Source organism: Microcoleus sp. B13-B6 (assembly GCF_036705405.1).
In the GTDB taxonomy this organism is placed as follows: domain Bacteria; phylum Cyanobacteriota; class Cyanobacteriia; order Cyanobacteriales; family Microcoleaceae; genus Microcoleus.
In genome coordinates, this window is record NZ_JAUBUJ010000017.1 from 52,856 (window position 1) to 76,146 (window position 23,291).

24 protein-coding genes are annotated in these 23,291 nt (G+C 46.0%); 17 read left to right on the top strand and 7 right to left on the bottom strand.

All coding sequences use genetic code 11. The annotated features are described in order from the left end of the window. Positions 1 to 29 precede the first annotated feature (29 nt). The 6 genes from QUB35_RS10215 (at position 30) to QUB35_RS10240 (ending at position 2,393) form a co-directional block, all read left to right on the top strand. Positions 30 to 371 (top strand): hypothetical protein, encoded by a 342-nt coding sequence (locus QUB35_RS10215; RefSeq protein WP_333141766.1) that lies wholly within the window; start codon positions 30 to 32, stop codon positions 369 to 371. Next, positions 346 to 792 (top strand): helix-turn-helix domain-containing protein, encoded by a 447-nt coding sequence (locus QUB35_RS10220; protein WP_333141768.1) that lies wholly within the window; start codon positions 346 to 348, stop codon positions 790 to 792. Before QUB35_RS10215 ends, QUB35_RS10220 begins: the two co-directional genes overlap by 26 nt. A 19-nt stretch (positions 793 to 811) precedes the next feature. Further along, positions 812 to 1,651: a PIN domain-containing protein gene (locus QUB35_RS10225; RefSeq protein WP_333141770.1), complete on the top strand. Its 840-nt coding sequence runs from the start codon at positions 812 to 814 to the stop codon at positions 1,649 to 1,651. A gap of 36 nt (positions 1,652 to 1,687) precedes the next feature. Then, positions 1,688 to 1,828, top strand: a complete 141-nt coding sequence (locus QUB35_RS10230; protein ID WP_445252028.1) for a hypothetical protein — start codon at positions 1,688 to 1,690, stop codon at positions 1,826 to 1,828. A 122-nt stretch (positions 1,829 to 1,950) separates the two neighbouring features. Next, on the top strand, positions 1,951 to 2,172 hold the full coding sequence (locus tag QUB35_RS10235; RefSeq protein ID WP_333141773.1) for a type II toxin-antitoxin system HicA family toxin: 222 nt from the start codon (positions 1,951 to 1,953) through the stop codon (positions 2,170 to 2,172). After that, positions 2,169 to 2,393 carry a type II toxin-antitoxin system HicB family antitoxin gene (locus QUB35_RS10240; RefSeq protein ID WP_333141775.1) on the top strand — a complete coding sequence of 75 codons (225 nt, stop codon included), beginning with the start codon at positions 2,169 to 2,171 and terminating at the stop codon, positions 2,391 to 2,393. The genes QUB35_RS10235 and QUB35_RS10240 overlap by 4 nt, the downstream gene beginning before the upstream one ends. Positions 2,394 to 2,450: 57 nt before the next feature. On the opposite strand, the gene QUB35_RS10245 is transcribed toward QUB35_RS10240, so the two are convergent. Further along, positions 2,451 to 2,651 carry a YgiT-type zinc finger protein gene (locus QUB35_RS10245; RefSeq protein ID WP_333141777.1) on the bottom strand — a complete coding sequence of 67 codons (201 nt, stop codon included), beginning with the start codon at positions 2,649 to 2,651 and terminating at the stop codon, positions 2,451 to 2,453. A 2-nt stretch (positions 2,652 to 2,653) separates the two neighbouring features. After that, positions 2,654 to 3,028 (bottom strand): DUF4258 domain-containing protein, encoded by a 375-nt coding sequence (locus QUB35_RS10250; RefSeq protein WP_333141779.1) that lies wholly within the window; start codon positions 3,026 to 3,028, stop codon positions 2,654 to 2,656. A gap of 429 nt (positions 3,029 to 3,457) precedes the next feature. Between QUB35_RS10250 and QUB35_RS10255 the strand changes: the two genes are divergently transcribed. Next, complete coding sequence (locus QUB35_RS10255) at positions 3,458 to 3,706, top strand: helix-turn-helix domain-containing protein (RefSeq protein ID WP_333141781.1); 249 nt, start codon at positions 3,458 to 3,460, stop codon at positions 3,704 to 3,706. Beyond that, positions 3,703 to 4,434 carry a restriction endonuclease gene (locus QUB35_RS10260; RefSeq protein WP_333141783.1) on the top strand — a complete coding sequence of 244 codons (732 nt, stop codon included), beginning with the start codon at positions 3,703 to 3,705 and terminating at the stop codon, positions 4,432 to 4,434. Before QUB35_RS10255 ends, QUB35_RS10260 begins: the two co-directional genes overlap by 4 nt. On the opposite strand, the gene QUB35_RS10265 is transcribed toward QUB35_RS10260, so the two are convergent. Beyond that, on the bottom strand, positions 4,397 to 5,590 hold the full coding sequence (locus QUB35_RS10265; protein ID WP_333141785.1) for a DNA cytosine methyltransferase: 1,194 nt from the start codon (positions 5,588 to 5,590) through the stop codon (positions 4,397 to 4,399). The genes QUB35_RS10260 and QUB35_RS10265 overlap by 38 nt on opposite strands. 289 nt (positions 5,591 to 5,879) lie before the next feature. On the opposite strand from QUB35_RS10265, the gene QUB35_RS10270 reads away from it, so the two are divergent. The 4 genes from QUB35_RS10270 to QUB35_RS10285 all read left to right on the top strand — a co-directional run bounded on the left by QUB35_RS10270 (position 5,880) and on the right by QUB35_RS10285 (position 9,939). Then, positions 5,880 to 6,047, top strand: coding sequence for a hypothetical protein (locus QUB35_RS10270; RefSeq protein ID WP_333141787.1), 168 nt, complete (start codon positions 5,880 to 5,882; stop codon positions 6,045 to 6,047). Between the two features lie 29 nt (positions 6,048 to 6,076). Further along, positions 6,077 to 7,678 (top strand): metallophosphoesterase, encoded by a 1,602-nt coding sequence (locus QUB35_RS10275; protein ID WP_333141789.1) that lies wholly within the window; start codon positions 6,077 to 6,079, stop codon positions 7,676 to 7,678. A gap of 180 nt (positions 7,679 to 7,858) precedes the next feature. Next, entirely contained in the window at positions 7,859 to 8,587 is a 729-nt protein-coding gene (locus QUB35_RS10280) for a DUF3891 family protein (protein ID WP_333141791.1), read from the top strand. A 389-nt stretch (positions 8,588 to 8,976) separates the two neighbouring features. After that, on the top strand, positions 8,977 to 9,939 hold the full coding sequence (locus QUB35_RS10285; protein WP_333141792.1) for a YegS/Rv2252/BmrU family lipid kinase: 963 nt from the start codon (positions 8,977 to 8,979) through the stop codon (positions 9,937 to 9,939). A 58-nt stretch (positions 9,940 to 9,997) separates the two neighbouring features. Here QUB35_RS10285 and QUB35_RS10290 read toward each other — a convergent pair whose 3' ends face one another. Then, positions 9,998 to 10,354 (bottom strand): hypothetical protein, encoded by a 357-nt coding sequence (locus tag QUB35_RS10290; protein ID WP_190740317.1) that lies wholly within the window; start codon positions 10,352 to 10,354, stop codon positions 9,998 to 10,000. A 935-nt stretch (positions 10,355 to 11,289) separates the two neighbouring features. On the opposite strand from QUB35_RS10290, the gene QUB35_RS10295 reads away from it, so the two are divergent. From QUB35_RS10295 to QUB35_RS10310, 4 genes are all read left to right on the top strand, one after another. Then, positions 11,290 to 11,541: a hypothetical protein gene (locus QUB35_RS10295; protein ID WP_333141794.1), complete on the top strand. Its 252-nt coding sequence runs from the start codon at positions 11,290 to 11,292 to the stop codon at positions 11,539 to 11,541. 102 nt (positions 11,542 to 11,643) lie between these two features. Next, the gene (locus QUB35_RS10300; RefSeq protein WP_333141796.1) at positions 11,644 to 16,146 is read left to right on the top strand and encodes a WD40 domain-containing protein; all 4,503 of its coding nucleotides are present in this window, start codon (positions 11,644 to 11,646) and stop codon (positions 16,144 to 16,146) included. 79 nt (positions 16,147 to 16,225) lie between these two features. Further along, positions 16,226 to 16,384, top strand: a complete 159-nt coding sequence (locus tag QUB35_RS10305; RefSeq protein ID WP_333141798.1) for a hypothetical protein — start codon at positions 16,226 to 16,228, stop codon at positions 16,382 to 16,384. Positions 16,385 to 16,387: 3 nt separating this feature from the next. Next, complete coding sequence (locus QUB35_RS10310; RefSeq protein ID WP_333141801.1) at positions 16,388 to 17,539, top strand: Fic family protein; 1,152 nt, start codon at positions 16,388 to 16,390, stop codon at positions 17,537 to 17,539. A gap of 241 nt (positions 17,540 to 17,780) precedes the next feature. Here the strand turns inward: QUB35_RS10310 and QUB35_RS10315 are convergent, their stop codons facing one another. Both QUB35_RS10315 and QUB35_RS10320 read right to left on the bottom strand, forming a co-directional pair. Next, the gene (locus QUB35_RS10315) at positions 17,781 to 19,604 is read right to left on the bottom strand and encodes an ABC transporter ATP-binding protein (RefSeq protein ID WP_333141803.1); all 1,824 of its coding nucleotides are present in this window, start codon (positions 19,602 to 19,604) and stop codon (positions 17,781 to 17,783) included. A gap of 221 nt (positions 19,605 to 19,825) precedes the next feature. Continuing rightward, entirely contained in the window at positions 19,826 to 20,308 is a 483-nt protein-coding gene (locus tag QUB35_RS10320; protein ID WP_333141805.1) for an FxLYD domain-containing protein, read from the bottom strand. A gap of 287 nt (positions 20,309 to 20,595) precedes the next feature. Here QUB35_RS10320 and QUB35_RS10325 point away from each other — a divergent pair, with 287 nt between their 5' ends. Further along, positions 20,596 to 21,351 (top strand): Uma2 family endonuclease, encoded by a 756-nt coding sequence (locus QUB35_RS10325; protein ID WP_333141807.1) that lies wholly within the window; start codon positions 20,596 to 20,598, stop codon positions 21,349 to 21,351. 139 nt (positions 21,352 to 21,490) lie between these two features. On the opposite strand, the gene QUB35_RS10330 is transcribed toward QUB35_RS10325, so the two are convergent. Continuing rightward, positions 21,491 to 23,218, bottom strand: coding sequence for an NAD(P)/FAD-dependent oxidoreductase (locus tag QUB35_RS10330; protein WP_333141809.1), 1,728 nt, complete (start codon positions 23,216 to 23,218; stop codon positions 21,491 to 21,493). Between the last annotated feature and the right edge of the window lie 73 nt (positions 23,219 to 23,291).

Here is a 23,291-nt window from a genome sequence, read left to right on the forward strand (position 1 = left end):
TTGGGGCAGGGTGTAGGGATCGATCGCGCTTGGAGTCAGAGAGTGCGATCGCCCTATTGTACATCTGCGAGGCATCGGTCTTGAGTCGGGATGGGGAATTTCGGGCGATCGGGCGATCGAACTTTCCGATTTCTGGATTTGAATATTTCGTTTGTTTCGGATATTGCGTTTATGGCAGAGTAAGTGTTATCGTGAAGGAAACAACCAAGTATATGCCGGCCAAATACTTACATACCCTTCCAGCAATGGCTGCACAGGTTTTCCCCGATCGCGGCCTCTGTCTGCTGAGGCATAAAATATTGGCTCTTTGCTTCAAAAACAATCACATCAAAAAAGATATTAATTATGTTGAACCAAAAAGCATCGCTTGAGTCAGTTTTGATTCCTGAACAAAAACAAGAAGAAATAGCAAAATTATATCGGATTCTCAGCCACGAATTTGCACAACCAAAATTAGTCGGAAGTAACGGAGAAGAGATAGTAATTCCTGAATCAGTCTACAGCATTTTGCGTCAGGTCGTGCGTGCAATGGCATCAGGTCAAGCTATCTCTCTAGTACCTCACAATCACGAACTGACAACACAAGAAGCTGCTGATATTCTGAATGTATCCCGACCATTTCTGGTCAAGTTACTAGACCAGGGAGAAATTCCTTGTATCAAAGTAGGAAAGCATAGACGTATTCGTTTGGAGGATTTAACTTTATATAAAGAACATCGAGACAACAAACGTCGCAAACACTTGGATCGGCTAATCGAGATGACCGAAGAAGCTGGTTTGTACGAGGCATAGAAATAATTCCAACATTAATATGTCTAAGCTTAGTGTTGTCCTCGATGCTTGTGTCCTGTTTCCTATGTATCTGCGCGATACTCTGCTTTCCACCGCCGAGGCTGGTCTGTATTTACCGTATTGGTCGCAGAAAATCCTTGATGAAGCAATGAGCAACCTTGTCCGCCAAGGGATATTATGCCAGGAGAAAGCAATCAATCTTGAAGCGGAAATCAATGCAGCCTTTCCCGAAGCAATAATTGAAGTACCTGTCGGCTTAGAGCAAATCATGAAAAATGACCCTAAAGACCGTCATGTTCTTGCTGCTGCTGTAACAGCCAAGGCTGATGTCATTGTTACCAGCAATCTAGCGGATTTCAAAGCAAAGGATTTAGCTCCTTGGAACATCAAATCGCTGTCACCTGATGAGTTTATGAGCGAGCTATTTGACGAATACCCGGACTTAATAGTGAGATTATTACGGCAACAGTCGCAAAGGTACAAAAAACCTCCGAAGACTGTTGCTGAATTACTTGAATTTTTGGAAAAAAAAGCAGGTATGCCCAAATTTGCTAGTGATATTTTGTTATATGAATATAGTCTAGATATGGTGCAAACTGCGGAAACAGTCTTAAGGAACTACGGCAGAAAAACACCCGAAGGCGGTAAATTTCTTGAGGGAGATCGGTATCGTATTTGGCAGCAAGAAAAAACACTTACAATTACTGCGAAAGATGGTAGAGGTGAAATTCTACGATTTCAGAATGAGGAAATTGAGGGGAATATCTCATCAGAGGATATCAAAGCATTAAAAATATTTGCTCAAAGCTGGGATCGAGAATTAACAATAAATAGGGTTGAGGAGCAACAAGCTGATTAAAATAACCGATTTGCAGAAGCTGAAGGAGATAGAAGAATGAATAGCCATTACAGTCTCATCATCGAGTGGTCAGAAGAAGATCGACTTTTTGTTGTCAGTTGGCCGGAGTTTACCGATGTCATGCAGCCTTGCACTCACGGACACACTTACGAGGAAGCAGCAAAACAGGGACAATAATTGTTAGAAACATTGATTGAACTTTATCAAGAAGATGGCAAACCTCTACCAGAACGTCAGACTTTGCGAAAACGATTACAGATAGCGTAGAGTTATTGTACAATATCTGCTCCCATTCACTTATGCCTAAAAAGATTAGAGAATTGAAAAGCCTATTACTAAAAGCAGGATTCATTTGTCAGCCCGCCAAAGGCAGTCATAGTAAGTGGAAGCATCCCAAATTAGCCAAGGCTATTATCATAGCTGGCAAAGACGGAAATGATGCTAAACTATATTTAGAGAAGTTAGTAAACGAAACAATTGAGGTGCTGAGGCAAATCGAAGCAGAGGAGACAGAACCATGAAATATACAGTTGTGATCCAATGGTCAGAAGACGATCGGTGCTTTGTCGTGTTTTTGCCTGAATTTGAGGATGTAATGCAACCAGTAACTCACGGAGATTCTTATGAAGAAGCTATCTATAATGCGCGAGAGGTGCTAGAGTTGCTAATCGAAAGCTGTCAAGCAGAAGGTAAACCATTGCCAGCAACTAAGAAGCTAGAACGATTATTTCAGGCTGCTTAAATTTGTTCACAGCAATATCAGTCAAGTATGGAATAAGTGCAAAACATATACACTCTGCTAAACGGGGCGTTCGAGTTGTGCTTTGATCCTTTCAAACTTCTTGACAATATCAAGAGAGTACAGTCGTTCCGAACACTGACTGCAAACATAGGCGGGAACTTTGAGCGTTACTACTTTTCCGCCTCCTTTGATTTTCTGATTTACTTCTTTTTCTAGTATTTGCCCCGCACAAACGGGGCATTTCTCAAAAGGCAGCAACTTTATCTCCTTACACGGCGGCTGAACCAGCCTTTATCACAGTACGCTGTAACGAGCATAGCCCACTTTGTCTCTTCATTATATGCCCAGACACTATTAACTTTAACACCACTCTTGGTGATGCCGTTGATCGAGCAAGTAGGATTATAATAACGTTTGTAGTAAAAATTTTCTTCAATCACAGTGCCACGCAGCGCTGAATCGATAACGCCTTCTACCAGAAGATCACATTCTTCCATGCGATCTATGGCGTGTACTGAAATACAGATGCGGCCCGCTTTAATTGCTTCTACGGTCAACTTATGCAGCTTTGATTTACCTGTTCCCATTTTGGCACCTTTTTTTGACACAACTATCCCGCTGAAAGTAAAATTCACGCTGGATATTTTATGCAAATGGGTGCTAGGCAGGCTACGTCATAAGTATCTGTGAGTCGTTTTTAAGTTGTCTCTTTAAGAATAACGCTCTTTACTGTGATGTGCAAGCTTTATCGCCAAACAATTATGGCTTGTGAAAAAAACGAATAACTAGAAATCGGTACATTACTCGCGATGATGGGATTTGTGGTTTTGACGACTCTTCAAGCTGTCTGCCTAAATACCAACCCGAAATTCTATCTGATGTTGCCCATTTCGGGCAGGGTGTAGAGCTCGATCGCGCTTGGAGTCGGGGAGTGCGATCGCCCTATTGTACCTCTGCGAGGCATCCGTCTTCAGTCGGGATGGGGAATTTGGGGCGATCGAACTTTTCAGATATGTGACACATCGTCCGTAGACCGATCGTCCGCAGAGACTGAAAATTGGCAGATGAGTCGATCGAAACAGAAAATTCTGCGTGCTTTAGGTCATCTCGTAAAGCAACGCAGGACAGCGTTGGGAATTTCGCAAGAGGAGCTGGGAATGCGGGCTAATTTAGACCGCACCTATATATCTGGAGTCGAACGCGGAGTCAGAAATCCGTCAATCACTGCAATTGCAAGTCTAGCTACCGGCTTGGGCACAACAGTTTCCAATCTTCTCGAAAATCTAGAAATAGAAGCGGAAAATATAGAGTGAGCAATCAAGATTTACCAGGAACAATTAAAGCTCAATTAAAACAAGACTCAACTCAATTCAAAGTCTTTAATCTCCTCTCAGACCAAAAATGGCACTGTCGGGAGTGCGAAGGCAAACAGATAGCATCAGCTCAATATGCTGGCGGTGGCGGAATTCAGGGATTGCAGCGCGGAACAAGGAAGCGCCCCGGTCTGGTTATTGTAACAGAAAAGAGATACTGTCAAACTTGTCAGGCAACACGTTTGGGCGATTTGTGGACAGGAGAAATTAAATCAGCAAATTCTGCTGCTAACATACCCGCTTCTCTGGTAAAAAGAATTCTCGAAGTTTACTTTTATACAGATGTAATCGAACAGAGAAAACGAGCAGCTCATGAGTTAGTAATTGACCATAGATTCCCAATGGAGCGTTGGGGAGATAATGAGCCACCACACCTGGCATCTATGAGCGAATCTGAAATCAAGGCAAAGTTTCAGTTGCTCAAAAAAGATGCTTCAGGCAATCACAATCTTCTAAAATCTCGAAGTTGCGAACGCTGCATCAAAACAGGGAAAAGAGGCACACCTTTCGGAATCAAGTTTTGGTATGAAAGAGGCGAAGACTGGCCTTCCATACATCAGCGCGGCGCTGAAGCTGAGGAAGGCTGCACAGGATGCGGCTGGTATGATTTTGAAACTTGGCGAAATGCTCTCAATCAAAAACTAGCTGACTCTGTTCGGGAGGTTTAACAGTAACTAAGCTAGGCTTGTTAAGCGCAATATCAGTCAAATATGGAATAAGTGCAAAACCGATACACTCTGCTAAACGGGGCGGCACGGCATTTCCAATTTGCCACATTGCCTTTTTCATTGAACCTTCAAAAATAAATGAATCCGGGAAACTTTGCAATCTAGCCATTTCGCGAGCTGAAATAACGCGGTTGAGATAAGGATGAATATGAGTGCCGCCGTGATTTTCTTTAACAGTCATACTGGGTTTTCCCGGATACTGTCGCTTGAAAGCATCGGCGTAGCTTTCATACAAAGAACCGCCTGGTGGAACTTTAGCAAGTCTTTCCATGTACTCAACAGAATGACGAGTCCATTCGTGGTTAATTTCGGGGATGGGAGTATACTCTGGTAAATCATCAATTGCTGACTCAATCGCTTTGTATTGTTCGGGTAACAATTGCGGCTTCGGATAGGGATTTGGCATCCCGAATCTATTGGCAATAAAAATAGCTCGCGGGCGGATTTGCGGGACTCCATAGGCGGCTGATTCCAGAACAGCAACGGACATATGGGGATAGCCAATTTCTTGAAAAGCCTCGCAAATGGCTTGCTTAACAGCTCCTTTTTGTATAGTCAATATTCCTGGTACGTTTTCCATGACAACATACCAAGGACGTATTTCAGAGACAACGCGGACAAACTCTCTAAATAAGCGATTTCGAGGGTCGTTGGGGTCGCGTTTTCCTGCAACTGAGAAGCCTTGACACGGCGGCCCACCTACAACAACATGAACTTCTGGCGAACCAATTTCAGCGAGCAAATTTTGGGGATTTAAGTTTTTTATATCGTCGCACAAGTGATGGCAATCAGGAAAGTTTTTTGTATGAGTTGCCGAGGCGATCGCATTAATTTCAACACTTGCTACTGGTCGAAAACCTGCTTGCAATAAACCTTGGGTCATGCCGCCCGCACCGCAAAAAAGATCGACAAATGTATAGTCTGATTTTGGCAGTGACTGAGATTCAACATCAATGAATATCTTGTAGGGGTCGCAGTCATTTGCTTCTAGTTCGCGTTGGATGCGTTCGTAACGCCCTAATTTTGCTTTCTTCTGCTTTTTGGCAGGAATTAATTCTTCCTCATTTGAGAATAAAGACAGTTGTATTGCTTCCATTTTATATTTTTTTACTGCGTTCTATCTGATGTTGCCCACTTGGGCCAGGGTGTAGGGATCGATCGCACTCTGCGACTCCAAGCGCGATCGTCTCACATATTGCACCATTCTCGCTTAACAGGCTTTCCGACCTGTTCCACAAAGAGTGAATTTTATTGTGGGGTGAACCCCAGAACCCGCCCATAACAGGCTTATTGAGAATGCGACAAGATGTGAGTTGCAACTGAGATGTTGCACCATTCTCGCTTAACAGGCTTTTCGGCCTGTTCCACAAGAGATGAATTTTATTGTGGAACAGGCCGAAAAGCCTGTTCCTAAAAAGCTTATTGAGAATGGTGCAATATCTCAGTTGTCAGGCAGTATTCTCCTAAAAAACCAGGTTTCTGAGTCCCAGCGCCTCGATTTTCAGCTTTTAGAGAGATGTAAAAACTCGCCCGATCGCTACACTATTAACTAGGAACTCAGCAATTTTGGAGAAGAGGTGAATTGAAATTCGTTTCCGACCCGCAAATAAAAGTCAAAATCCGCAAAATGAACGAGCGGGTGCGGTGGCAAGAACAGTCGATCGTCCATCGGGGAATAGACCAAACTCGGATGGTTTTAGAATCTCAAACCACCGACTCTCCAGAGTTTTCGTTTTTAGTCGTAGGCGACAGCGGCACGGGCAATCACCGCGGCTACAATCCCCAGCGGCAGATTGCCGAACAGATGGTCTCCGAGCGCGAAACCTGCCGTTTCGTCCTCCACACGGGCGATGTAGTTTATCTCGTCGGTTCCAGCGAATATTACTTGCAAAACTTTATTCGCCCCTACCGAGAATTTATAGTCGGCGGCGAGCATCCCTCTCGGATTGCCTACGATCGCATGGTGTTTAACTTTCCGTTTTTGCCCGTACCGGGAAACCACGACTATTACGACTTGCCCATAGTCTACGGCATTCTGTCGGCGACAGCTTTGCCGCTGCGCCGGCTGTTGGGTTCCAAGTTGGATCTCGATGTCGGCTGGCACGGTTCCGATCGCGGAAATACCTACGCCAAAGCCTTTCTCGACTACCTCAAAGCTCACAAAATGCCGGGAGAACTCGATCGCCACCTAGACGCCCACTACACCGCCAGCACCAGCACAGGCCGCTGCCTCCGCTACCAACCCGGACGCTTTACCCGCTTACCCAACCGCTACTACACCTTCCGCAGCGGCGGCATCGACTTCTTCGCCCTCGACTCCAACACCTTCAACGAACCCTTACCGATCCCGAAAACCAAACAGGGCGACATTCGCCGCCAGAATTTGGAACTCGATCGCCAGAAGTTGGAACAAGAAAAATTGGCAATGCTCGAAATGTGCGATCGGCTCAAGCCGGAGATTCCCGAGGAAGACGAACAGCTAGACGACTTGACCGCCAAATTAGAGCAAGTTGACGAAATGTTGATGGATATTGACAAACAACTGTCCCCCGACAAAACAGCCGCCACCGACGTTGAACAGCTCGAATGGCTGAAAAAAAGGCTGATTAACTCTTGGGGCGATTCCGAGGTGCGGGGGCGGGTAATTTACCTGCACCATCCCCCCTACGTGACCGAGGCAACAAAGTGGAATCAAGCTCAAACTTTGGCGGTTCGGTTGCGATTGCGCGAGGTACTCGACGGGGTGGCCGATGCAGTTGGGGATGTGGCGCAGGGGCGTCCGCTAGTAGATTTGGTGCTGACTGGCCACGCTCACTGTTTGGAATACCTGCGGACTGGGAATACCGGACACGGCGACTCTGGGATTAATTGGATTGTCTGCGGGGGAAGCGGCCACAGTCTCCGCCGCCAGCGTCCGGAAGGGCCGATGTTGCAGGAAGCATTGAGTCCTGAAGCTTATCGGTTGGCGCGGCAGTCTGGTTCCGAAACAGCCAGCCGGCGGGTAGCGGAATCTTTGCTATTTGTCGGCCGCAGCGGCCAAGGTTCCTACAAACGCCGTCCTTATTCGTGTTTGCGGATTGATGTTCTCAATGGGTGTCCCCCCAAGTTCCGCATCCGACCTATGGTTGTCGAACGATTTGAGGGGAAATGGCAGGATATCTCGATCGAACCTTTTGTGATTTAGCATCAGTCATTCAATTTGATTGCGGGGAGTAGGGTTGGGCACGCGAGCCCGCCCAAACAGGCTTTCCAGCCTGTTCCACAAAAATTCAATTTGATTGTGGGTTGGGCACGCGAGCCCGCCCAAACAGGCAAGATACCTGTTCCACAAAACCAACCTCACTTAATTCAGGAGAAAAATTCCATGATTGCTAACTTAACCGCCACCGGCTGGGAAATTATTTACCACCGCGCCCATGCTTTGCTCGCCGCCCAACTTGGCGGACAGTGGAAGCGCTCGAAATCTCCGCTTCGCTTGTACGAAACCATAGCCGCGATTTCGCATCACGATGATTTGGAGAAAGAGTGGGAAGAAAATATTTTAACTGAAGCGGGCGCGCCCTTTGATTTTACGTTGCAGACGGAAACTTCTCTGCCGAAAATTAAAGCTATGGCGCAGAATTCCCTATATCGCGGTAGGTGGGTAGCCATGCTGATTTCTATGCACATGAGCTATCTCAATGAAGGAAAGCGGGGAGAGTCGAAGGAACTCGACGAATTTTTGGACGAACAACTGGAAAATCAAAAAAAATGGCAAAAAGAGTTGAATATTTCTCAGGAAGATGCTAAGGCAGCTTATGCTTTTTTCCAGTGGTGCGATCGGCTATCATTAATTCTTTGCTGCCGCGAGTTACCGGCCGGAGAACGAGCTTTAGAAATTGCTGTCGGCCCGGACGGCAAGCGCTACGATATTGTACAGCACAGCAACGAACTCGTTACTGTAACTCCTTGGCCTTTTGAAGAAGATAAGTTTACTGTGAACGTCGAAGCGTGCAATTTGAATCAAGTCAAGTTTGACAGCAACGAGGAAATTAAGGAAGCGTTGCACAAAGCTCCCCGCGAAGTCTTAGAGTGGACTTTTGTCAAGTCTTAACTAAACCTTTGAAAAATAGGTGAGGGTTGTTGTCGAAGTTTAGCGGGCATGGCATTTGTGTTAACTTAATCTTAAAACCATGTCTCATATTATGTTGGGTCGATTACCCCTAATACGGTAGGGGCGGGTTCACGAAAAATATTTGCCAATAATTGACAATCTCAAAAACCCGCCCTGTTAATCGCGGTCACTCGATCGGACATGATATCAATCAGCGTTATAGTTGAGTCTTGCTCCCCCTTAACTCCCCTTAATCAGGGGGGGATAAGAACAGTCAAAATGGGTCTTATTAAGGGGGATGCGATGGCTATCGAAACTTCGAGACAAACGAAAAAAAATCGAGGGTTTCAGTTCAGCCATTACCCATTACCTATTACCTATTACCAACTATGAAACGTTCAGCTTGCCTAATTTTCAATCCCGTCGCCGGCAACAGCGACCCCGACCAAGACTTAGCTAAAATTCAGGAACTTTTAGAGCCTTTTATTGACTTAGACATTCGGCTGACAACCCCAGAAGTAGACGCAGATCAAATCGCCCGCGAAGCTGTTGATAGAGGAGTTGAGGAAATTATTGCTTGCGGGGGCGACGGCACATTATCAGCAGTTGCTGGGGCGATTGTCGGCACAAATATTCCTTTAGGAATTATTTCGCGGGGAACGGCTAATGCTTTTGCTAATGCTTTAGAGATTCCGAATACAATTGAAACCGCCTGCGCCACTATTTTTGGAGGGTTGACGCGGGTGGTGGATGCGGCGATTTGCAACGGTGAAATGCCGATGGTTTTGTTAGCGGGAGTGGGTTTTGAGGCAGAAACTGTCGAACTCGCCGATCGCGAAATGAAGAATCGCTGGGGAATGCTGGCTTACATTCTGTCGGGAATTAAACAGTTAAACAATTTAGAAAGATTTGAAGCGGAAATCGAAACCGAAGATAGAATTATCAGCCTTACTGCTGTGGCGGTGACGGTGGCGAATGCAGCGCCGGCTACTTCGATTTTAGCTCAAGGCCCGGCAGGAATTGTTTTTGATGACGGCTTGCTGGACGTGACGCTGGTTGCGCCCCAGAATAAAGCTGGGGCGATCGCAGCTTCTTATCACCTTTTGCAAACAGCTTTGAGCGGCAATCCTACCGATCGCGACGACATCGGTTATTTGCGGGCAAAAAAAATAAAAATTACTACCGATCCGCCTCAAAAAGTGGTTTTAGACGGGGAAATCATCGGCATGACTCCGGTTTCTATTGAGTGCGTTCCGGGAGGTTTAACTATTTTTGTACCGCGAATTGAAGAAGAGCCAGTGGTAGAAAAACTTACTGGTTTAGCGGACATCGAAATTACATTGAAACCCTGAAGTTAAAATTTTTAGCGACACAAACAATAAGAAAGACCGCGCGGGCGGTCTTTGTTTTTTAGGCTTCTAAAATTTGGCGAATGCGGCGCTCCAAACGTTCGAGGTCGAGTCCGCCTTCATCGCGGCTGATGCGGCGCACGGTGACGTTAACATTGCTCAAATCTGCCAGCAAATCTTGCAGGATTTCTTGTTGCTGCCGAGCTTGAGTTATTTCGCGCGGTTCCTGCACCAAATCGCGAACAATTGTATCTTCCGCGCGCGAAGCAACGATCGGGTCTGCTTCGCCGTCTACGTGCACGAAAGTGCGCCGACCCGGCCCCCGTTCTTCTTCAATTGGTATTACTGCTGTTACTCGATCGGAGCGTACATATTTGCCAAATCCCAGGTGGACTAAGACAGAAGATTGTATTTTCATAGATAGCAAGTTTTATTTGTTAGTTATCTATATTTTAACTTTGTCAACTCTGAGATGACCACTAATATGAGAGCTATTATTACTACAATATATGTCGGTTTTTCCTGGATATTATCGTTGTCATCTTGCGGAAAAAATGGTAATATTTTTGGTTGATTTTCCGCCGTCTGATTTCGCACTATCTGACAGTCCGGCAGGGGTTGAAACCCCTGCCTCAAAGCTAAAGTCCTCTTAAGAGGACTGAAGAATTTATTCAAAATGCTCGGAGTTGTGAATTGAATTTCATCAAGCAATCTTATTATATATCATATCAATTTCGGTTGGATATGATATGTTGCACCATTCGTGTGATGTAGGGGCGGGTTCGCCCAGAGCCTTTTGGGGTGCAAATAGGTTAAATAAACCCGCCCGATCCCATCGAAAATTCCTTTGTTGACTCTTTGTGCAACGTCGAGCGTTCGATCGGAATGATTTAACCACAGAGAACGCAGAGCACACAGAGAAAGAGAAGAGAGAGATTAATAATTCTGATGTTAATAGATTTGATATCATTCAATATCTGGGTTGAATCCAATTACTAAATAAAAATACGATTCCACAGTCCTATGCAAGAGGATATTCCCACAATCCGACAGTCTGGCAGGGGTTAAAATATTCCCACAATCCGACAGTCTGGCAGTGGTTAAAATATTCGCATAATCCGACAGTCCGGCAGTGGTTAAAATATTCGCATAATCCGACAGTCCGGCAGGGGTTGAAACCCCCGCCTCATAGCGAAAGTCCTCTTAAGAGGACTGAATAATTTATTGAAAATTATCCTATTGGTGGGTAAAAAATTCGCAAATAATGTTAATGCATATCAAGATAATACCTGGGTCGAATCAAATTGCTAAATAAAATATGATTCCCTAGTCCTATGCAAGAGGACTTTTGCTATGAGACAGGGGTTTCAACCCCTGGCGGACTGTCGGAATATGGCAAATCTCGGACTGTTAGATTACTATCGGAATATGGCAAATCTCGGACTGTTAGATTACTATCGGAATATGGCAAATCTCGGATGGTTAGATTACTATCGGAATATGGCAAATCTCGGACTGTTAGATTACTGTCGGAAGATGGCAAATCTCGGATTGTGCGAATCTCGGACTGTCAGTGGGCGACAGTTGGCTGATGGGTTACCATAAAAATAGAGCATTTTGCGATCGCCCGCAGCGCATTTCAGGGACACAGCCTACCGATTCGAGATTTGAGCATTACTTCCACGGACAAACAGGAAAGCCTAAATCATGTTAATTAGTCTCGACTTAGTTATCAGCCTCCTGACAGCCATTCCCCTCGGCACCATCAGAGACAAGTTTCAGCGCAACGAAACTGTCATCAAACTCTTAAAAAAATTTAACCTCGACCCCGATGCTCCGCCGGCAGATTTTAGCGGAGTTTATGTTTATACTTTAGTAGAATACGGCGCTGGCAAACCCAAGCAGATTTTAGAACTGTTTCGCCAAAAAGAGATTGAATCAGCATTTCGCCAAGCCTTCGAGTCCGATAGCCCAGCCATTTTAATTAAAGCAGGCGATGACTATCTGAATGAGAGTGCTTTAGGCAAAGAAATTCGAGATTTAGGCATTGACCCCAGACGGGAATTCATGGCATTTGCCGCCGTGTTTATGGAAGTAGCAAAGCGGACGCGGACGCTGGGAGATGTGATGGTGGGAAATGCGATCGCCTCTTTGCAAAAACGCCTATCTCTGGTAATGGATCGCATCGAACGCCTCCCCACTATCGAAGGAATTCGCACCGAATTTGCGCGGTTGGAATCCGAAGATTATCCCGCACTTCCCGCAGCAGCATCAACTAATATTCAAAAGTCTCAAGCTTTTATTTTATCACAACAAGTGCGCGGTTGGTTTGAAACATTAAGTTATAAGTTTGAAACCTATCAAATCTCGGAGGATAACTATTTTGAATGGATTATCAATGTCCCCGTCAGACACAATCGGTACGATCGCATTTTAGTGCGCGGAATAGCCGGAGAAGCGGGACTCAGAGATATCTCGGCCTTGCGCCAGTCGGTGGAAAAACAGCGCACCGATGAAGGATGGTTAGTCACCGCCCGCCGCATCAGTCGCGCAGCGCGGGATGAAGTAGATAAACCAGAAAATAGCGATCTAGCTTGCTATACTTTCGATGAATTACTCGACCAAGATGCCGATTTTACGGCTTATCTGGATTGGCTGGAAACTGAAATCACCAGCCGGGGAATTAATACTAAATACGTACCGCTAGCTTGTACGAAAGAAGAAATCGACCCCGATACTCACCGCAAAATAGGCGTCAGTCATTATGGCGATCGAGATGGCTGGATTGAAGGTTATATTGACCTGTGGTTGGATGACCCAGTAAAAGAACATATTTCAGTTTTAGGAGAATTTGGAACCGGGAAAACTTGGTTTGCGATGCACTATGCTTGGATGGCGCTGCAACGCTACAAAAAAGCTCAAAAAAGCGGCTTAGAACGTCCGCGTTTGCCGTTAGTAATTCCGCTGCGAGATTACGCCAAAGCAGTTAGTGTCGAGTCGCTATTTTCCGAGTTTTTCTTTAGGAAACACGAGATACCTTTGGCGGGTTATTCGGCTTTTGAACAACTCAATCGCATGGGCAAGTTTCTGTTGATTTTCGACGGTTTTGATGAAATGGCCGCCAAGTGCGATCGGCAAGAAACCATCAACAACTTCTGGGAACTAGCAAAAGCCGTGGTTCCCGGCGCAAAAGTCATCCTCACTTGCCGTACCGAACACTTTCCTGAAGGCAAGGAAGGACGGGCATTGTTCAATGCAGAACTGCAAGCATCAACAACCATTTTAACAGGCGAAACTCCCCAATTTGAAGTCTTAGAATTAGAGAAATTTAACGACCAACAAATTAGCCAAGCGCTGTCATTTCAAACAGAAGCGGCGACAGTAGAAAAAGTGATGGGAAACCCGCAACTATTGGATTTAGCGCGTCGCCCTGTGATGACCGAGTTAATTTTGGAAGCATTGCCCGATATTGAAGCTGGAAAACCTGTCGATATGTCGCGGATCTATCTGTATGCGGTGCGGCGGAAGATAGAGAGAGATATCAAAGCTGAACGGACTTTTACTTCGCTAGCAGATAAGCTTTACTTTTTGTGCGAGTTATCGTGGGAAATGCTGTCTACAAACCAAATGAGTCTGAATTATCGCGGTTTTCCCGATCGCATTCGAGGCCTGTTTGGTTCCGTCGTCCAAGAGGAAAAAGACTTAGACCACTGGCATTATGACATGATGGGTCAAACGATGCTGATCCGCAATGCAGATGGCGATTATACTCCAGCCCACCGTTCGTTATTAGAGTTTTTTGTCGCTTATAAATTTGCAGCAGAATTGGGAGTTTTGGCCGCAGATTTTACCGAATTAGTGGCGCCCGAACAGTCTTGCGTCAACCCTGATGCAGAACCTCGATCGTACACTTGGTCAAATTATTGTCGGCTTCAAGCCCAGAAGAGAAATAATGGTGAACTAATCGCACCTTTGAAGGGATTTGTTGCTGAAGATTTAGATCAACTTCTTCAGAGTTTCGGACACGCGCCGCTAACAAAAGCAGTCATGGATTTGTTGTTGCCGATGCTAGTAGGGGCGGTGCCCCCGTGCCCGCCCGACCAAGGTTTAGGGGCAACCACGGGGGGATTGCCCCTACTCGAAATTATAGAAGCAACGCGAGGTAAAACAGAAACTGAAGTAGGCTACGTGGGAGGCAATGCGGCAACTCTGTTGTTAAAAAAGGACAAGACTGCTTTAGAAGGGAAAGACCTCTCTAGTGCAGTTATTTTAGGTGCTGATTTTACAAACGCGACGCTGCGCCACGTCAATTTGGCTGAAGCGAATTTGGCTAATTCTACTTTTACTAAAATCTTCGGCAGTGTTCGGTCAGTAATATTTAGTCCAGATGGCAAACTGTTAGCTACAGGTGATACTGATGGCATAGTTCGCTTGTGGGAAGCTAGCAGTTGCAGAGAAATATTGACCTGTAAAGGACATACCAACGTGGTGGAGTCAGTCGCCTTCAGTCCTGACGGCAAAATACTTGCTAGCGCCAGTTATGACAAAACGATCGAGTTATGGGATGTCAAGACTGGTGAATGTTTAAAAGTTTTCCAGGGACATACCGAATCAGTAATGTCAGTCACCTTCCATCCTGATGGAAATATACTCGCTAGCGGTAGTTTCGATCGCACGGTAAGGTTATGGGATATTCGCACGGGTGAATGCTGCAAAATTTTGCAAGACCATACTAAAGTTGTATTTTCAGTTGTTTTCCATCCTGCTGGTGAGATGCTTGCTAGTGGCAGCGGCGACCAAACAGTGAGGCTATGGAATATCGGTACTGGTGAATGTCTCAAAACTTTGCAAGGTCATACTAAAGTTGTATTTTCAGTTGCTTTCCATTCTGCTGGTGAAATACTTGCTAGTGGAAGCGCCGACAAAACAGTGAGGCTGTGGAATATCGGTAGCGGTGAATGTCTCAAAACTTTGGAGGGACATTTGGATCAAGTACGGTCGATCGCCTTCAGTCCAAATGGCGAAATACTCGCTAGTGGAAGTCACGATCGCACAACGAAGCTGTGGGATATCCGTACTGGTGAATGCTTGAATACTTTGCAAGAACATAACGATCGAATAGGGTCAGTCGCCTTCCATCCTGCTGGTGAAATACTTGTTAGTGGAAGCGGTGACCAAACGCTGAAGCTGTGGGATATCAATACTGGTGAATGCTTGAATACACTGCAAGGGCATAGCAATCAAGTAAGGTCGATCGCCTTCAGTCCCAACGGTGAAATGCTGGCCAGCGGGGATGACGCGCAAACAGTCAAGCTGTGGGATGTCAGCAGTGGTGAATGCCTCGAAATCTTGCACGGACATCTCGATCGGGTAGACTTGGTTGCTTTCAGTCCAAACGGTGAAATACTTGCTAGCGGCAGTTATGACGAAACAGTGAGGTTGTGGGATGTTAGCAGTGGTGAATGCCTCCATACTTTGCCAGAGTGGGGAAATGAAGTACACTCGATCGCCTTCAGTCCTTCGGGCGAAATACTTGCTAGTGCAAGTTATAACCAAACATTGAAGTTATGGGATGTCAGCAGTGGTCAATGCCTCAAAACCTTGCAAGGGCATAACAGTTCAGTACACTCGGCTGCTTTCAGTCCTTTGGGCGAGATATTTGCGAGTACAGGTTATGACGGAACCGTAAGGCTGTGGGATATCCATACTGGTGAATGCCTCCAAATTTTGCAGGCGCATACGGCTTGGGCGCGGGCGATCGCCTTTAGCCACAACGGTGAAATACTTGCCACTGGAAGTGTCGATCGAACAGTCAGACTGTGGGATGTTCGCAGCGGTGAATGCCTTCTAATCTTGCAGGGGCATACTGATTGGATAGGTTCAGTTGCCTTTAGTTCTTCTAGTGAAATACTTGTTAGTGGAAGTGTCGATGGAACGGTAAGAATATGGGATATCCGTACAGGTGAATGTCTAAAAATTTTGCAAGATCATACCAGTAGAATTAACTCAGTTGCCTTCAGTTCAAATGAAAAAATTCTTGCTGCTTGCAGTCGGGATGGCACAATTATGATGTGGGAGATTGAGACTGGTGAGTGCCTCAAAATCCTCAAAAGTGACAGACCTTATGAAAACATGAATATTGCTGGAGTTACGGGTTTAACGGAAGTTGAGAAAGTTACGCTCAAAGCTTTAGGGGCTGTTGAAAATTAATCATCGCAAAGGAGGAAGTATGCAGTCAGCAATACGAATTACAACCAAAGTTCTTGCAGGAAATAAACTGGAAATTTAAGTGCCGCCTGGATCGGTGGGCGAAGATGTTGAAGTTTTTGTGATTATACCAGAACAGCCTCCGTGGCGGCGTAAAGTGTTGGAATTGCTTACAGAAATCCGCAGCCGTCACGTTTCCAGAACTGTTGAAGAAATCGATCGCGAACTTCAGAACTATTAGTCTATGAGCTTTATTCCCCGCTTCTCATACAATCACAATCTGGTTAAGCATTTGGGAGTCATCGAGGGTGCCCGTGCTGTCATTAAGGTGTTACCATTGCCACCTGATACGACTCTACGCCTGCGCCACGATGCTTTGCAAAGAAGTACGCGCAGCTCTACTCAGATTGAGGGTAATCCCTTGGATGAAGCGGCGGTGCGACGGGCGATCGCCAGGAGCTCGCGCACGGGAAGTGATGCTGAACAGGAAGTCCGAAATTACTGGCGGGCACTCGATCGCGTGGAAGAATTCGCAGAAGCCCAAACCCCGATTACAGAAGCATTTATCAAAGAACTGCACCGAATAGTCATCGTGCGCGGTCGCGGGCGGCGGGGTAGCAAAAGCGAGTATCGCATTACAGAATGCCCTGTGGTGGATACAGTCACGCGGGCGATCGATTACGGACCACCGGAACCGGGGGACGTACCCGCCCTGATGCGGGAATTAGTCGATTGGCTATCTTCAACGACAGCAGCAGAATGGTCAGCCCCTATCCGTGCGGCTATTCTGACGCACCGCTTTCTCAGTATCCATCCATTTAACGACGGGAACGGTCGCACGGGACGGCTATTGGCTACTGCTGAACTGTGGCGTTCCGGCTATCGAATGCGAGGGTTTTTCTCATTTGATGAGTATTTTAATGCCGATCGCGATCGCTATTACCGTTCGTTGCAGATGGGACTGCCGGTGAACTTCTACGAAGGTCGCCACGACCCAGACCACACGCCCTGGCTGCTTTACTTTGTGGAGACGATGGCTCGTGCCGCCGATGAACTGCAAGCTAAAGCTAAGTCTCTTTATCAAGGCGCTTCTCCTGATGCCCTACCCTGGGAAGCATTGCCACGTCGCTCTCAACAACTCCTCACCCGACTTTTGGCAAGGGTTTTGGATGGAGTGGAAAATCCTTTTGCCATCGACGTTTCAGATGTTGCATCCTGGTTTGGCATTTCTGACAAGACGGCCCGCGAATGGCTGCTTGAGTGGACTGAAGGTAGTTTGATCCATCCAGTTTTAGCAGGTTCTGGGTCAAGAGTCCGCAGTTACGCACTAGCTGAAGAGTGGATCGTTGCTTGTTTCAAAATAAGGGAATCAGTTTCGGAAAATAGCGGAAGTTAATTTGAGCATTTAGCCCCTAATTTGAGGGATGTTTCACGAATTTACAAGGTTTTCGGCTGTTTTGAGTCTAAAAATAACGGAAGTAGGTTCGGAAAAATAACGCCTATTTAGCTTAGTTGGGGGTGCCATCGCACTCCGAAAAGAATAGTCCTGGATGCACGGGTGGTCAGAAACCGGGTTTTTTCCAAAATACTTGGTTGAGGCCAGCAGAAACGGCCAAAAACCCGGTTTCTAAAGTAGCCTACTGACTAAACTGTTGAGCGTAGTAGCCAGCATAGCGAGATCCCTTTTCCAGCAACTCCTCGTGCGTCCCCGATTCCACAATTCTGCCTTTTTCCAAAACTAAAATACGATCGGCTCTCCGCACAGTAGCCAAGCGGTGCGCGATAATAAAAACCGTGCGATCGCGCATCAATCTTTCCAGCGCTTCTTGCACTAAACCTTCGGATTCCGAATCCAGCGCCGATGTCGCTTCATCCAAAATCAATATTCTCGGATCGAGCAAAACTGCACGGGCGATCGCAATTCTTTGTTTTTGTCCCCCAGACAAATTTACACCCCTTTCTCCTACCCAAGTTTGATAGCCGTCGGGAAACTGACTAATGAATTGATGAGCGTTAGCAATCTCCGCAGCTTTTTGAACATCTTTCAGTTCATAATAAGATTGACCGAAAGCGATATTTTGAGCGATCGTACCCGAAAAAAGAATAGTTTCCTGCGGTACAATTCCGATTTGCCGCCGCAGAGTATTTAAGGTGACATCTTGAATATCAATACCGTCAATTAAAATCTGTCCCGCTTGCGGATCGTAGAATCTCGGTAACAAGTTTACTAAAGTAGTTTTACCCGCACCCGATGCGCCCACGAGAGCAATCATTTCTCCGGGAAGCACCAACAAACTCATGTTTTGCAGAATTGGAACCCCCCCTTGCCCCCCCTTATCAAGGGGGGGTTGAGGCTGTTTTCCCCCCTTATCAAGGGGGGGTTGAGGCTGTTTTCCCCCCTTATCAAGGGGGGGTTGAGGGGGGTAGGCAAAATTAATATTGCGGTATTCGACTTTTCCGGTAACGTGGGGAAGTTCAGTTGCCCCAGGCTTTTCGACTACTGTTGGTTGAATTGCTAATAATTCAAAAATGCGATCGCTAGAAGCTTCTCCCTGCTTAAAATCTCCGTAATTAGCAGTTGTGATAGCAATGGGGTCAATTAAAAGTGCCACCCCTGCGATATAACTGATAAATTGAGTACCTGTGAGATTTCCTTGAGAAATTTGCCAACCTCCCAGGAAAAAGAGCAAAATCACGCTCATCGCTTCCAGAAAGCCAACTACAACGAACTGAAGTGCTTTTACTCTTTCTGACAAATACTTAGCGCGGCGGTTTTGTTCTGCTTCTTCTGCAAAGCGGGCAATTTCGTAGTCTTCAGCAACAAATGCTTTGATTAAACGAATGCCGCTGAATACTTCTGTCAGCAAAGCGGATAAATCAGAGATGCGATTTTGACTTTGGCGTGAATAACTCAGCAATCTTTCGCCAAACCAGCCAATTAAAATAGCCATCAGCGGTGCAATAATTAATGCACCCAAGGTTAATTGCCAGTTGAGATAAATCATATATCCCATGACGGCAATTAGCTGCAAAACACAAGGGATAAACTGATGAAAAAATTTATTTACTACTTCGCCAATGCGGTCAATATCTTCGGTGAGGCGGTAGGATAAGTCTCCGGTTTTGGCGGTTTCAAAGTAGCCGATATTGAGAGTTTGAAGATGGGAGTAGACTTTTTTGCGAATTTCTAAAGCAATAGTCAAAGCAGCTTTGGCCATCAGTGTATCTTGACCGTACTGGGCTGTACCGCGAATTAGAAAGATAATGGCGCTGAGTGCCGCAATTTGAGCGAACCCTTGTAAATCTCCTTTACCTATAAATTTGGCGGTTTCGCCAACTAGCCACGCTATAATTGGCCAAAATATGGTAAATACTACGGTACAAGCTAATGCTTTACCGATGGTTTGTTTTTGGGGACGGAGGTAGGGTAAGATTTGCCAGTATGTCGATCGAGTTTTCAAGATATTTTGCCCTCGCAAATTCTGTTTTTGGGGATCTATGCAAGAATATTCAAACTTCGATCCCCCCTAACCCCCCTTAATAAGGGGGGGACAAGATTATTTATTATTCAAAGTCCCCCTTAAGAAGGGGGATTTAGGGGGATCTCTGGGTCACTCATTGCGTAAGTCATAGAGATATCGGAGCCAGAATATGATAACAGCGATCGGACAAATCTCAACAATCATTCTTGAGCGTCTGCATGAGTAGCTACTACCTTAGCCCCCGCGACAACTTCGCCCCGAAAGGCGGCTGACTGTCCGGGTGCAAGAGTAACTGGTTCAGAGTAGATAAATCCGTTGTCAATTAAATTGCCTGACTCGTCCAAAACTTCATAATTGACTTTGACATTCTTGATTATTTTGCAGCCTTGATTAAGCACTTGACCGCTGAAAAAGTTGCCGTCATAATTGGCCGCCGCGATTGACACTTTTGCAGCGATGTTGGAACCGGGAATGCAAGTTTTGGCAGTTCCAGATGCTGGCTGTTTATCGCACAATCTGCCCAAGTCTACTGTTTTGCCGTCGGGGGTTTTCATGTAGCAAAACGGCTCATCAACTGGTGAATTTTGAGCCAGTGTATTTGTAGCGTCTGCCAGCAAAGGACGAGCAGATATCGGCGATATTAGCAAACTCGATAAAGCTACGGTTAAATGTAAAATCTTCATATTTATTCAGGATTTTTTCAAGTTAATTTTACTAAATAGTTTACCTAAAATTTCCGCTTACATATCTATTATATATAAATAGGTTTCAGTTAATGTTATAAAAATGAGATTGCGTAGCTTGGACACGAATGAACTAACCCTCCGTTTCACTCCACCCAAATTTTTCGCGGCAAGGATGTGTTGGGTTTCGTTCCTCAACCCAACCTACAAATCTAAAAAGCTCACTGTCAACTGTCAACTATTTAAATTATGCTATCATAAGACATCACAATTTAGAAAATAAAGTCATGGTCGTTACTCAAAATAACCCAGGACAAAAAACGTTAGAACTGATCGTAACTTGGGAGAAGTTGCCCGACGACTTCCAATTAGAAGAAAAACCAGTGGAGAATACAGGTCAACCGCTAATTGCTGGTGCACTGCGAGAAATCTTAGAACTGAGAGGATTTATCGGGTCACGAATGCTGATAGCCAGCAACTTTGGCATTTGCGCTACTGTCAACGGCGAGTTAGTCATCAAAGCACCAGATTGGGTTTATGTACCGTCGGTACTGCCTGCCGAATCGAGAAGAGACCGCAAAAGTTATACCCCAAACTTGGAAGGAGAAATCCCGACCATTGTCATGGAATTTTTGTCGGAAACAGACGGCGGCGAATATTCTGTAAAACGTACTTTTCCTCCGGGAAAGTGGTTTTTTTACGAACAAATTCTGCAAGTACCAACTTACATCATTTTTGACCCAGAAACTGGCTTGCTGGAAGTATATCGCTTGCAAAATGGCAACTACGAATTAGAATTTCCCGACGCGGAAGGTCGCCACTGGATGGCAGATATTGGTTTGTATTTAGGAACGTGGCGGGGGGAGAAAGAACAACGTTCAGGCTATTGGTTGCGCTGGTGGGATGAAGCAGGAAATCTGCTTTTATGGGGTGTAGAACAGTTAGCAGCAGAACGCCAGCGGGCCGATCGCGAACGTGAACGGGCCGAACGACTGGCTGAATATTTGCGCGATCGGGGAATTAACCCGGACGAGATTATTTGATAAGTTGTACGCCATAAGCTGTTGGGCATCTAAATTGTATTTTGGGGCGGGCTAGAAGCCCAACCCCTACTCCCCACAAGAATTAGATGCACGGGCTAGGAGCAACGGCAAACAAGAATTAGATGTACACCTTACGAGCTTATCTAATACTCGGCTTTCTATTCCCAAGATTCCGCGCTCCGGGAATTTTTCGGCTCGGACGGGGACTGTTCAAACTGCTCGCAGTTCGAGTATTCAAAGCATTAGCAGAAGGTATCAAACCCAAGTCTTGCAAAATTTCAAAAGCCGCCCTTTGTCCAGTTTCACAACCGCCTTCCATGTAACCTTGATTTTCCAGCGAAGTGTGTTCCCCGGCAAAATATAAATTGCCAACTCGTTCGCCTTCAACGCCGTACATTTGCGTCCACTGTCCGACTAAATAGCAGGAATAAGAACCTTTGAAAAAGCGTTCTCCCGGCCAATAAGCTCGCACAGCTTTGCCCGATCGCAAATTTCTCACTCCGGGAAAAACTCTTTCAAATTGGTTTAAAAATCTTTGTGCTTGGTCTTCTGGAGTTCCCGCACCGATCGACAAACCCTGCTTTCCTCCTGTAAAATTAGTAACTAAACCGTTAGGAGTAGGGGCGAAAGGCGTAGCTTCCCAGGTACTCTGGAATCCTAAATCGCTATAAACAGAAGCTGTCGATCGATAAAGTTCCCGCCAAATTCGGCTGCGGTAGCCAGTAATTAACTTAGAATTAGTACCGTAACCCAATTGCTCGATCGCCCTACGCTTCGGTTGTGGCAAAGGTACGTTAATTTTAACGTCTCGCAGAGTGCTAAACGGCAAAGTTAACAAAACTCGCTCGTAAGTGCGATCGAAGGCGCTTTGTCCCGATCGCAAATTTACGCGATAGCGGCCATCCGGCAAAAGAGTAATCGCTTCCAAAACCGTCCCCGCCTCGATCGAACCAGATAATTGACCGGCTAAACTGTTGATAATTTGACTGTTGCCGCCGTCAATTTGATAACGCTCATCGCTGTTGCCGTACAATTCAAAACTGCCAGATTCAGCACCGATTAAAAAAAGCAGATTTAACGCCGACTGTTCTTCAGGATCTCGACCGTATTCTCCCGTATAAGCAATGCGGAGTAACTGCCGGACAATAGTGCTAGTATCAGCTTGGTCTACATATTCAGCGATCGAAAGATTGTCCAATCTTTCCGCTGCTTCCGTAAAATCTTGATAGCTAATGTTATCTCCAATAGCGGCCAAATCTCCATTAATTTTACTAGCTAGGGGCGCAAAATCGGCGATTAATTGCTCAAGAGAAAAGCGCCGTCCTTCAAAGAAAAAAGTATCCTTCACCAGTCCACTCTGCACTTGGGCTAAGTCGATCGCCCGCAAACCCAATTCCGTCGCCAGCGAGATTAAATTAGTATGACCGGTGTCAATAAATTCTCCCCCCAAATCCGCCGGAATTAGCGTTCCAGCCACCTTGGGAACCGTGCGTATCCGCCCCCCCACGCGGTTAGTTGCCTCGATTATATCGGCGCGCACGCCCGCTTGGCCCAAGCGATAAGCCGCCGTCAAACCCGCAATCCCTGCACCCACAACCAAAATCGGCGATCGTCCGCCCTGTTGAGCAAAAGCTCCCCCTCCATCCCTGGTAAAAGTCGCAGCAGCGGCCGCCCCCGCAGCAGCTAAACCCCCGTGCAGCAACTGGCGACGAGATATGGCAGAATTAGGAATGCGATTCCCTACGGGATAGCTTCGCTTCACGCTCAGCATCCCCAGCAGTTCATCAGCCGGAATGCCCGTTTCCCTTGATTTCTGGGCAATACTCGCAGCGCGGCGCAGCATAGCCATCAGTGCAGACTTAGCCATAATTAAGACATCCTCACAAAACAAAACTTTGATGTAAACTGGATTCTCGATCGTGCACTTTCCAGACTAAAGC